The organism is Methanocalculus sp. (genome assembly GCF_030651615.1).
Classification (GTDB): Archaea; Halobacteriota; Methanomicrobia; order Methanomicrobiales; family Methanocorpusculaceae; genus Methanocalculus.
On record NZ_JAUSCG010000011.1, the window covers coordinates 1 to 12,013 of the forward strand.

The window sequence follows — 12,013 nt, forward strand, 5'->3', positions numbered from 1 at the left end:
TCTTCTCCGATCATAATAGCACCCTGCCTGCCTGAGATGAATGCCGGATCCTCTGATGCGGTGATGGCAGTATCTGACCCCAATTCCCTGAGAAGGGCATCCACTGTTGCATAGATCTCTGAGAAATCCGCGCCGGGATGAATTGCGACACCCGCTGCTTTCTGATAGGTGACAACACAATCATTCACATCTCCGACAGAAAAGATCCGCTGGGGAAGCTCCCTGTGTTTATTCAGCTGTAATATCTCAAGGAGCAAGGGCAGGAGATCAGTTCTGATCATCGTATTCTCAACAGAGATCGGATGAAGAATATGTAATGCCCGATCTGATTGTGGCCTCTGCATTGAATCGTAACTGATCCGTTCGTTTGTCAGTGTAAATGGCATCACTTCGGTGTATCCAAGGCCGATTGCACTATCTGAAACGATTTTTGCAAGTTTTTGAGGGGGATCTTCGCTTCCGATGGTGTATGTCGGAGGAAGAGTGGCTGAAAATGCATTAAATCCGTATGCGATGGCAACATCCTCAAAGATATCCCAGTCATGCATGATATCAGCACGATAACAGGGAACAAGTACTCTGACCTGTGATCCATCAAGAGGTTCAGCACCAAACCGCATCTTCTCAAGGAGTGGAATTATCGATTCCTTTGTTATTGGAACTCCAAGCAGACGTCCGCAGGCATCCGCATCAATGATCCGCTCAACCGGAGCAAGTGATGGGGATATAACGCCATCAATGGTTACCGATTCTATACGGCCTCCGGCCTCGGCAAGGGCAGAACAGATGATTGCAACAGTATTCTGCACCGCCCGTTCATCTGTTCCGGTGACATCAAGGAGGATGTCGGTCGTCTCTGAAGTGACGCGTGTCAGCTCACCATTGATGATCGGGGGAAATGAGAGGACCTGATCCTCTGAATCGAGGATCAAGGGGAAGCGATCAAAATGCTCAACGATACCCGCATACATCTTCCCTTTTGGATGCTCAGCGAGGATCTCTTCCATTGTCATTTGCTCTGTATAATCGAGAGGCACAAACTGCCGGTTACGGGGAGAGGCGATGTACCTGAATGGCGGTGTGATGGCAGAGAGATCATGCACTCCGATCGCCACCTTCGACCGCCCACGACCGATAGCCCAGTGGAGCGCCTCCTGAAGCGCCATCACCGACTCGATCGATGCATCATCAAATGAGAGGTTTCTAATCACCGCTGATCCAAGGACAGGGCGGATACCGGCCAGTCCCGGATCGACTGAGAACGAGATCCCTGATTCTTCCACCTGATACTCAGGGAGACCGGTCTCTATGCCAAGGAAACCCCGCATCGCCCGTGCAACACCTTCAACCGAGTAGAGATCTGTTCTGTCAGGGAAGAACTCAACATCAGCATGATCCTCTTCAAGCCGTTCGATATCGGATCCGATCATCGGAAGGGCTGCAAGGATCGTATCTTTATCCATTCTGCAGAGGCGTTCGAGGTATTCATAATTCAACGTGATGATCGCCATTTTAGTCCCTCCTGTATGACGGATGGTTTCGAACCCAGTCGATATCACTCTTATACAACTGGCGGAGATCCTTGAGGCCAAGCCGGAGCATCGCAACACGGGAGATCCCAAGACCCCATGCAAGGACCGGATAGTTAATTCCAAATGATGAGGTCACCTCTTCACGGAAGATACCGGCACCACCGAGTTCAACCCATCCAAGGCCATCGACCCAGACCTCAGGCTCGACTGATGGTTCGGTATAGGGGAAGTATCCTGGCCGGAACCTGACATCCGAAAATCCCATCCTGAAATAAAATTCCTTTAAAAAACCGAGGAGATGGTTGAAGGTGACACCCTCATCCATCACAATACCCTCAAGCTGTTCGAATTCGGCAAGATGGGTCGGATCGATTGACTCACGCCGGTAAACCCGCGATAGAGAGAAGGCCTTCACCGGAGGTTTCGGATGCGCTGCAATGTACTGGATCGAGAGGGCAGTGGAATGGGTTCTGAGAACCGATCCTTCGGCCTTTCTTTTATCCCAGACACCACCCCAGCCGGTTGATGAGGTGTCCCCTCCATGCTCGTGCATATCACGGATCTTCTCCCATCCATCAGGGAGAGGATGGGTACGATCAAGATAGAAGGTATCCTGCATCTCACGTGCCGGATGATCCTGTGGCTGGAAGAGGGCATCGAAGTTCCAGAATACGCTCTGTACGATATTTCCGGAGAACTCCGAGAAGCCCATCTCAAGGAGGAGGGTCCGCACTTCATCAAGAATCCTGCGGTACGGATGAGCTTTGCCAGGATACATCCGGCGTGGAGGGGTGGTAAGGCTGTAGCGACGGAGTGCATCATTTCGCCATGAGCCGGAGAGGATCTGCTCACGGGTGAGGGTGCCGACTTCAGGGCGGAGATCGATTCCTTCTTCAAGAATTTTTCTTCCCCCGGGTGTAATGCCAATAATCCAACAGACCTCTTCATGAACGGTGACAAGGCCCCGTGATTTCAGTTCCCCACAATCTTTCAGATCTCCTGCACCTGCGGCAATCTTTGCAAGGGCGTCTTCATCACGACTCTTTGGAGTTGCATCTGCTACCTTTGCGATGCCACTTTCGATCTTTATCCAGTTATTCTTCCGCATCCATCCGATCGCCACCTTTGAAAGCGGATGGCGGGAGAGTTCACTCATCGGGATCGTGCCATCGATGCTCTCGACCACCTGCCTCTCCGGAAGACCCTGTTCTGCATATAAACGGCCTTCATCGGTCAGGCAGAGCTCTTCATGCACTTCACGCCGGATCGACACAAGTCCCCTGCCTGCGGCCAGGTGAGCCCACTGCACTACTGCACCGGCATCGGCTGATAGTTCATTCGCGAGGGTTTCCGAATCGGCTGATCCGCATCTTCCAAGAGTTGCAAGGAGGCGTTTTTCATTTACAGTCAGTTCCATCAATCAGACCACAACCTTGTGAGAAATAGCATCTCTTCGCTCCTTAAAGTCTGAGAGGAACTCTTTGACCCGCTCAAACGTTGCTTTCTTGCATGCTCCGCAGAGGAGGGAACCACAGAGGCAGGCGGAGCGAATCTCAAGAAGTTCAGTATCATCCTCAATCATATGGAAGAGGTTTAAGAGGTAGACCGGGCACTTATCCGGCTCACCTCCAAGCCTGAACTGCTCCTCTTTTGTCATTCTTCCTCCGGTGAGAGCTCCCATCACCTTCTTTTTAACATCAGCTACAGGTTCGTCAAACCAGAAGAGAGAATCGGAGACACTGCTTGACATCTTCCCCCCCTGCAACCCCTGCATGAAAGAATGGTATGTGGATGAGGGCGTGATGAAACCATAGCCGCCTTCAGCCACTTCAAGAGCGCGAACCTTCTCTGATACTGATATACAATCTGCGCCAGGAATATCAACATGCCCTTCGTACCGTCTCGATCCGGGAAATGCATCGGCAACCGCATCAAGGGCATGAGAAGGTGCGTTCTTTGACCTGACACTGATTAAATCGCCGCTGTCCAGAACGGTGAACCACCGCATCTTATGCGCAATATCCCGGGTGAGACGGATATGCGGATCCTGATCAATACCCACCGGAACAACGGTCGGTGCAGGACCCCCCATAAGCTGGGGATAGAGGATATCTGCCACCTGAGTTGCAACAGAGTCTGCATGTGCAAGTGAGGTCTCCTGAGAGAAACCATAGATCGCAGAGAGATCAGAGAAGTTAATCCGGATCGCTGCTTCGAATGCAAGATCCTTCAGCCGTTCGTTCTCACTTTGATAGTAGGTCGTCCCTGTAAATCCGAGTGCGTAGAGGCATTCAAGATATTCGCGTCCATATTTTTTGCAGGCATCCCATGACAGGCCCCTGACCGCATGAGCCTCACGATCTGCAATAGCGACATATCCTGATCCACCCTGTTCGACATGCCAGACGACTTCGCGCATTACCATCAGATGACCAAGATGGGGATGACCTGAAGGCATAAACCCCGTCATCACATTGAAGTGGGTTTTAGAGTTGATTGCATTCACGACCCCTCCGTAATCACGGTGTCCGACAACGATCTTTCTCCGGAAGAATGCCGGTGCAGATTCAAGCGCACCTGCTACCTCTTCGACAGGCTCAATCCCAAAATCCGTAAAGAGACGGGCGATATCGACATCAGGCGTGCTTGACCATGGATTAATCCCAGACTCCATAGAAGTAACTCTCATAATTTCATTCGTGCAAATTCAATGTACACGATGCCTTCACTCTGTACACACGCAAACAACATCTTCTTTTTCACACTGTGAGCCATCCTGACCGAACGGGAGATGGTGGAGATCGCAATCTCAGAGCCTTCGGGAATGGCATGGACAAGCATCTCAGAGTGGCTGTTGCTCTCGGTATAGACTCTGAAGTGATGGCCGAACTTATACCCGGTTCTCGGAGTATATCCAAGGGTTCTGAGTGCCGAATAGACGATAAGCTTCTCATTCAGTTCACTGTCAGCAGCCAGAGCAGATCGGTTATACTGATCCCGATCAACAGATCCACCGGAAAACCCGATGATTTCCTGATCGAGGAGGAAGAGTACCTCAGGCGGGGAGAGGAGGAGGCGGTTTGGATCAAGCCGGGTCCCAAACCACTGCGTCTCAAGAGCTGACCCCGACTCTCCTGTAACCATTGCAGATGCTCCAATCGGAGTTGCAACAATACCTTTACCAAGGGGTGTTACTTCACGGGGCTTTGGACGATGAAACCGTATATCATAGTATGTCAGCTCTTCCTCATCATCAACGACCGCAAGGACGTAATTCTTCCTCATATTCTCAGCTGTTCCAACCTCACGGATGAGTGCTGAAAAGACGATCGGATCGCGCTCTGAGAGGACACGTATGAGATACTGGGTTGTTCCCTTACCGGGTCTCTGACCACGCCGGAATACCCGGAAATCATGGGGGCCGGTCTGGACCGCATATCCCCGTTCACGAATGTCACGATAGACGATGAACGATCTGAGGAAGTTATGCGTGTCTGCAAACCGCATCAGGAGGGAGTCAAAATCAAATCCTTCCGGTTCAAGTTTGCCCCTCTGGAGGAGATATAATGCCTCCTCAGGGGACAGTCCGAGCCCGGACTCCTCAGGGCGTCCATATCCTCCCTGATCGTAGAGGGAGAGGCCATCCGGACCGGTATGAATCATTGTTCCATCGAAAGTTGCCTTCACTACCTCTGGTATATGCGGTGATCCGACATAAACACACTCAGAAGGAGAAACACTTTCTGAAAGGGAGGGTATAGTATGGGATACAATTGTGATACCATGAGTCAAACACCACTACTCAGGAAGGCAGTATGGGCAGTCTGTATCGTCTTCTGCCTCTGTACACTGTCAGGATCTGTATCCGCAGGGGATATCTTCTCTTATGAGACAGAGAACCTGAGCTATTCGGTCGGATTATATACCGACATCTTCACCATAGAAGAATCACGTGATGGCGGACGCTTCATCGGAGGCCATGCCTTTGAGAAGGATACCAGTGATCATGCCTTCCTGATGAAGACGGATGCTGATGGATCGGTGCTCTGGCAGAAGATATACCCGACAAGCCGGGTTGTCTCGATCAAAGAGCTGAATGATGGAAGGATCATCGGTGCAGCACTTGATGAGCAGGTGAATCCCGATAGTCCGACCGGTGCGATCACCGGATCCGGTTACCTCTTTATGACCGATCCGGATGGAACACTGATCTGGGATGAAGAGCTACCGGGCGATGCGCCAGCAGCGATCCTCCTCTCGGATATTGAGATCATCCTCGTCGGATGGAGATGGGCACCAGCAGACGATCCGGAAGGCGTATCAGGGTTTTTCTCCCGGTATAACCTCTCAGGTGCACGCATTGATACAGTGGCATATGAAGGGGTCTCAATCCATGATATCATTGCAACAGATGATGGTGGGTACCTGCTTATTGGAAATACCGGTGATCCGATGGAGACCGTTTTTGTAAGGCACGGACACCTGACGAAGATTAACAGCACCGGAGGAACAGAATGGACAAAGACCTATAATGAACGTTCTCTCTTTGCGATCACCGGGATGGATGGCGGATATCTGATCGTCGGCGGCACAAATCCCTATGGATACTCAGAGGGCGAAGCCTGGGCAATAGGCATCTCTCACGAAGGTACCCTGCTCTGGGAGGAGAAACTCCAGGGATATGCCGCATATGGAGTTGCTCCATTTGGAGATGAATTCCTTATTGCAGGTGCTACAGGACCGGGCAATCCGTTCATTGCATCGATAACATCTGGCGGTGATCTGACGGATTCCCATCGCCTGCTTGAAGCAGACGGACGGTTTACCGCTGTTGCTCCAATCTCTGGTGGGAGGGTAGCAGTCGGCGGCTGGTCAAGGCATACCGGAAAGGTGGACGGCTGGCTTCTTGCATTCAGTCCAATCATTTCTGAGCCGACTCAGACTCCAGGATTTGGCCTCATCGCAGCTGCTCTTGGCATTGCCGGAGCAGTAGTACTTCTCCAATCAAAGAAAAGGGATTAAACCGCGAGTTCGCGGACCTTTGCGATATTGCCGATATCATCCCGGCGATCATCCTCAGGAGTTTCCATGATAAAGGGGAGGTGGCGGAGACGGGGGTGGTGGAGGATAGCGCTGATCCCCTCCTCTCCGATCTTTCCAAGGCCGATATGTTCATGCCGATCAAGACCTGATCCAAGCTCTCCTTTAGTATCATTCAGATGGATGATTGAGAGGCGTTCCAGGCCGATCAGATCGTGAAACGTATCAAAGGTTTCTCCCACTGCCTCGGCTGATCTGAGATCATACCCAGCGGAGAAGGCGTGGCAGGTATCAAAACATACCTGAATTCTCTTTGGATAATCAATTTGATCGATGATTGCTTTGATATCCAAAAGATCACTTCCAACAGAGTTCTTCTCACCTGCGGTGTTTTCAAGGACCAGACGGACTCCGTCATCTGCATCTGCAAGTGCGGTGTTGATCGCAAAAGCTACCCTCTTTCGTCCTTCCTCTTTTCCGGAAGGACCATGATGACCAAGGTGTGTTACGAGAAACGGCACTTCAAGCTTCGCACACCTTGAGAGTTCCACCGAGAGGCTCTCAATAGATTTTTTGAATATCTCCTCCTTTTCAGATGCGAAATTTGGGAGATATGGCATATGTACAACCGCAGATCTGATCCCGGAAATCTTCATTGCATGAGTAAAATCACCTGCCGACTCATCACTCAGGGGAGTATAACTCGAGCCACGGGGATTGCGTGAGAATATCTGGAACGTGTCACATCCCCGTTCCAGAGCACGGGATACGGCACGATCGATCGACCCTGCGATCGAGACATGAACACCGACAGTAACCATACTGTTACTGTACGAGAGAAGAAGAAAGGATTTGGGTTCTGGCAGAAGAAGCGATCAGCACCCAAGTGCTGATCGTATTGCTTCTCCAAACGAGCCGGTTGAGGCGCTGCCCCCAAGATCAGGCGTTCTGATCCCACTCTGGCAGACAGATCGGATCGCATCTTCTATCAGCTCTGCATCCTCCTTGAACCCAAGATGGGTAAGAAGCATTGCACCGCTCCTGATCGCGGCTATAGGATTTGCTCGTCCCTGCCCGGCAATATCAGGCGCAGAACCATGCACCGGTTCAAAGAGCGCGTGCTGATCCCCGATGTTTGCAGAAGGAAGCATCCCAAGCCCTCCGACCAGATACCCTGCAACATCAGAGAGGATATCACCGAAGATATTTGTGGTGACGATCACACCATACCGTTTCGGGTGCTGAAGGATATCAAGGGCAAGCGAGTCGATAAAACAGGCTTCAAACGGGATGCCTGCACGCGAAGCCTCTTCACAGCAGATCTCCCGGAAGAGAACGTCAGATTTGATAACATTTGCCTTGTTTCCGATCGTCAGAAGGCATCCACGAGCTTTTGCAAGATGGGAGGCACATCGTGCAATACGTCTGCTCCCCTCCACCGAGACGACACGGACCGTGCAGGCACGGTCTTTTTCACGCCACTCAATCCCGGAATAAAGACCTTCTGAATTCTCCCTGACGATCATAATATCAAAGTCGTCACCCTTCACCGGACGAAGATTGGCATAGAGATCAAGTGCATGCCGTATCCTGAGGATGACCGATGAATAACAGGAGTCCGGAGGTGTCGTCACAGCACCAAAGAGGATTGCATCAGCTTCCTTCATGACACTGATGTCTTCATCAGTACAGGAAATACCGGTTCTCTGCCATCTGGCATATCCCACCTCCACTTCAAACGACTCAAATTCAGGATGAAGTGAAGAGATGATATTCCAGGCTACCGGGATAACCTCCCTGCCGATGCCATCACCGGGAACGATCGCTATCCTGACCATTCCGAACCCTCCATGCAGCGATCAGATCATACATTGCATCAAGCACCGTCTTGGGTGTTGCACCCCAATGAACCACTGCACCAAAGAAGCCGTTATACACACCAATACCACCCCGCTCCTTTCTGCAGCACCGGGCAATAAACGGTTCCTGTGTAACAGATGAAACCGGGCAGATCTCAATCTGAGTGAATTCCTTACCATAACATTCCTGGTACAGCTGCCTTCCTGTCAGGCATCCCGCCACACGCTCTCCCCCTTCCATTCGGTCCATATCAAGCGTTTTTGCAAAACCACCGGCCCGACAGGGATAGACATCAGCATCGATGAGAGAGATGTCCCTGACATGATGGTCAAAGACACAGTTCAACTCTCCAAGAAGGCCCTGTTCTTCAAGGATCTCAATCGTCACCGAGAGATTGGCTCTTGGAGGACGTATGTCATATACATGCACAATCTGGAATTCTGAGAGATCGGGATCGAGGACGAAGTTCATATGTTCGTCCATCGCCCCGAAGATGGTACACCGTTTTCCGGTTTGGAGCGCGCGCCGGACCATCCCTGCTCGATCATGCTGATTCACCCGTTCTGAGTACATCACTGTCTCTTCAGCTTTTGCGAGCACCTCTTCATGGAGGATATCCCGCATCATACCGGTACCATCTGGATCCGGAATCACCTTGATAAGTTCAAAGCCGTCCTGAACTCTCCTGATGAGATACTCGGAGAGGAAGTAGACCTTATCTCCGACCGGTTTCTGAAATGCGTGGCCTACAACCTTGCATTCTGGTGGAAATATCATGCTTTTCCCCTCCAGTACGCCACCAGTCCGCCAGCATGAAGGATATCCCGCATGCGTGGAGAGAGTGGGGTGAAGAGGTAGACAACACCATCAACGTTGATCTGCCCGTTATCCAGATCGATCTCGATCTGGTCACCATCATGACAGGAACGGATCTCGGCCTCGAGGACAGGAAGACCGACATTTATTGCATTTCTAAAGAATATTCTGGCAAAGAGCGGCGAGATGACCGCAACCACACCCGCCTCTTTAAGAGCAACCGGGGCCTGTTCACGTGATGAGCCGCATCCGAAGTTTCTGCCCGCGACAATGACAGAGCCAGAGAGGCGCCCGGCAAGTGCCGGATCAAGATCCAGAAAGACATGTGATGCCCAGACCGATCTGTCTTTTGTTCTGAGGTACCGCCCGGCAATGACGAGGTCAGTATCAATATCCGCTCCAAGGCAGACTGCTTCTCCTTTATACATGGGAAACCTCCGGATCAGTGATACAACCGGCAAGAGCTGTTGTAGCAGCAGTCGACGGGGATCCAAGATAGATCGAACCTCCAACCCCCATCCGGTTTTTGAAGTTCCGGTTGGCGGTGGAGAGGCAGACTTCTCCCTCACCAAGGACACCACTGTGAGTACCAAGGCATGGCCCGCATCCCGGTGTCATCACCATGCAACCAGAAGCGATGAGGTCAGCGATGATGCCATCCTGCGTAGCACGGAGGAGGATATCCTGTGATGCCGGAACGACGATGGTCCTCACCTTTACATGCTTGCCCCGGACAATTGACGCAAATCTTCTGAGATCATCATATCTTCCATTGGTGCAGGTACCAAGGAGAACCTGATCAACCAGAATCCCCGCGAGATCCGAGACAGGTCGGGCTGAGTCAACCCGATGAGGAACAGTAACAAGAGGGACGATATCATCAAGATCGATCTGCACCTCCTGCTTGTAGGTACAGTCCTGCCTGGTCCGGACCGTTATCTGGTGTCCATACCCTGCCAGATAATCCCGGCAGACAGAATCGGGATAGAAGATTGCATTCTTCGCTCCGGTTTCAACCCCCATATTTGTGATGCAGAGGCGGCCTTCCATATCAACGGTATAAGCTCCATCACCGTAATATTCTAATGCGCAGTACGTGGCTCCCTCCATTCCAAGCCTGGAAACAACTGCAAGGGCAAGATCTTTAGCTTCTGCAGCACCGCTAAGGTGACCTTCCAGCCTGATCCCGATCGTCTCCGGGACACGGAACCATGTCTCTCCCGAAGCCCAGATCGCCGCCATATCGGTTGCACCGACACCTGTTGCAAAGGCTCCGAATGCCCCTCCCGTGCAGGAGTGGGAATCTGCACCCACAACCACCTCGCCGGGGAGGATGATGCCTTCACTCATAATCTGGTGACATATGCCACTGCCGCAGTCTGAGAAGTTCATCCCTGCAGTTCTGGCATACAGACGGAGTTCACGCTGGAGATCAGCGGTCAATCCGGTATTTGCCGGGCAGATATGATCGAAAAGGACTGAGATGCGTGTTGGATCGATTCCTGGTGAGACACCCATCTCCCTGAATGATTCGAGGGTAAGAAAACCCGTCCCATCATGGACATACGCACGATCAACCCGGCGATCAACATACTCCCCTGCATCCCCGCCGAGGATCTGTTCTGTGAGTGTGTGAGTCATCAGGCCACCTCCTCTTCTGCCTGATGAATGAGAGAGAGAAGGAGTTCATGGGTGATACTGCATTTTTTTTCGCTATGAATCTTGACCTGCTCCAGAATCCAGCAGATCCGATCATCCGGGAGTTCATGTCCCATCGAACCGAGAATATGAACGATAGCTTTCTTGCCGGTATGTTTTCCAAGGATGTAATGTCGCTCACCACCAACAAGGGCAGGAGGAATATATTCATAGGTAGCAGAGTCTTCAATGAGTGCTGCGATATGAATCCCTGATTCATGTGCAAACGCATGTTCGCCGACGATCGCCTTCGTCTTTGATATAGGTATTCCCGATGCATCGGAGACAACGTCACTGAGATGAACGAGGTGGGAGAGATCGTACCTGTCAACACCTCCTTTGAACCTGAGGGCTGTCAGCACCTCTTCAAGAGATGCGTTTCCTGCTCTCTCACCAATTCCATTAACTGTCGTATGGAGTTGATACGCACCTCGTTCTGCTGCGGTGATGGTGTTTGCCGCGGCACACCCCATATCATCATGGCAGTGAACACAGAGAGGGATCGGGAGATCGATAACGAGAGCATCAATGATCTTCGCCATCTCAAGAGGAGTGAGGCACCCGACGGTATCTGCAAAAGAGACATAATTTGCTCCATATTCTGCACCCTGCAGATACATTTCACGAAGGAAGGAGGGATCAGTTCTTGAGGCATCTTCGGCAGCAAAACGGATCTGAATACCATGATCGTGGGCATATTCAACAATTGTAAGAGCCTGTGCAAGAACCTTCTCACGTGGTTTTTTGTATTTGACCCGCATATGCAGGTCTGATGTTGCGATGAAGATACTGATCATATCGACATCACATTCCAGTGCACAATCGACATCCGACTTCATTGCGCGTGAAAGGCAGCATATGCGTGCATCAAGACCCAGATTTGAGATATCATGAACAGATGACGCTTCGATTCTGGAGACGACAGGAAAACCGGCTTCTATGACATCAACGCCGATATGATCGAGCAGGTCAGCAATTCTACACTTCTCCTCAGAAGTGAACGACACACCCGGGGTCTGTTCGCCGTCCCTCAGGGTTACATCACAGATCTCAACATTCCACTTTTT

11 protein-coding genes are annotated in these 12,013 nt (G+C 51.3%); 1 reads left to right on the forward strand and 10 read right to left on the reverse strand.

What is annotated here, in order from left to right; genetic code table 11:
• From pheT to endA, 4 genes are all read right to left on the reverse strand, one after another.
• On the reverse strand, positions 1-1,511 hold a 1,511-nt coding region (gene pheT / locus Q7V06_RS00390; protein WP_304836427.1), incomplete at its 3' end, for a phenylalanine--tRNA ligase subunit beta.
• A gap of 1 nt (position 1,512) precedes the next feature.
• Positions 1,513-2,949, reverse strand: coding sequence for a phenylalanine--tRNA ligase subunit alpha (locus tag Q7V06_RS00395; RefSeq protein WP_304836429.1), 1,437 nt, complete (start codon positions 2,947-2,949; stop codon positions 1,513-1,515).
• Positions 2,950-2,952: 3 nt separating this feature from the next.
• Positions 2,953-4,206, reverse strand: coding sequence for a tryptophan--tRNA ligase (locus Q7V06_RS00400; RefSeq protein ID WP_304836431.1), 1,254 nt, complete (start codon positions 4,204-4,206; stop codon positions 2,953-2,955).
• Between the two features lie 11 nt (positions 4,207-4,217).
• Positions 4,218-5,219 (reverse strand): tRNA-intron lyase, encoded by a 1,002-nt coding sequence (gene endA, locus Q7V06_RS00405; RefSeq protein WP_304836433.1) that lies wholly within the window; start codon positions 5,217-5,219, stop codon positions 4,218-4,220.
• A gap of 75 nt (positions 5,220-5,294) precedes the next feature.
• On the opposite strand from endA, the gene Q7V06_RS00410 reads away from it, so the two are divergent.
• Positions 5,295-6,554: a hypothetical protein gene (locus Q7V06_RS00410; RefSeq protein WP_304836435.1), complete on the forward strand. Its 1,260-nt coding sequence runs from the start codon at positions 5,295-5,297 to the stop codon at positions 6,552-6,554.
• Here Q7V06_RS00410 and Q7V06_RS00415 read toward each other — a convergent pair.
• The 6 genes from Q7V06_RS00415 to Q7V06_RS00440 form a co-directional block, all read right to left on the reverse strand.
• Complete coding sequence (locus Q7V06_RS00415; RefSeq protein WP_304836437.1) at positions 6,551-7,393, reverse strand: deoxyribonuclease IV; 843 nt, start codon at positions 7,391-7,393, stop codon at positions 6,551-6,553. The two genes, Q7V06_RS00410 and Q7V06_RS00415, sit on opposite strands and share 4 nt — an antisense overlap.
• 54 nt (positions 7,394-7,447) lie before the next feature.
• Positions 7,448-8,410, reverse strand: a complete 963-nt coding sequence (locus Q7V06_RS00420) for an isocitrate/isopropylmalate dehydrogenase family protein (RefSeq protein ID WP_304836439.1) — start codon at positions 8,408-8,410, stop codon at positions 7,448-7,450.
• Positions 8,382-9,209, reverse strand: a complete 828-nt coding sequence (locus Q7V06_RS00425; protein ID WP_304836441.1) for a hypothetical protein — start codon at positions 9,207-9,209, stop codon at positions 8,382-8,384. Before Q7V06_RS00425 ends, Q7V06_RS00420 begins: the two co-directional genes overlap by 29 nt.
• Entirely contained in the window at positions 9,206-9,676 is a 471-nt protein-coding gene (locus Q7V06_RS00430) for a 3-isopropylmalate dehydratase (RefSeq protein WP_304836443.1), read from the reverse strand. Before Q7V06_RS00430 ends, Q7V06_RS00425 begins: the two co-directional genes overlap by 4 nt.
• Entirely contained in the window at positions 9,669-10,889 is a 1,221-nt protein-coding gene (locus Q7V06_RS00435) for a 3-isopropylmalate dehydratase/homoaconitate hydratase family large subunit (protein WP_304836445.1), read from the reverse strand. Before Q7V06_RS00435 ends, Q7V06_RS00430 begins: the two co-directional genes overlap by 8 nt.
• On the reverse strand, positions 10,889-12,013 hold a 1,125-nt coding region (locus tag Q7V06_RS00440), incomplete at its 5' end, for a homocitrate synthase family protein (RefSeq protein WP_304836447.1). The genes Q7V06_RS00440 and Q7V06_RS00435, both read right to left, overlap by 1 nt.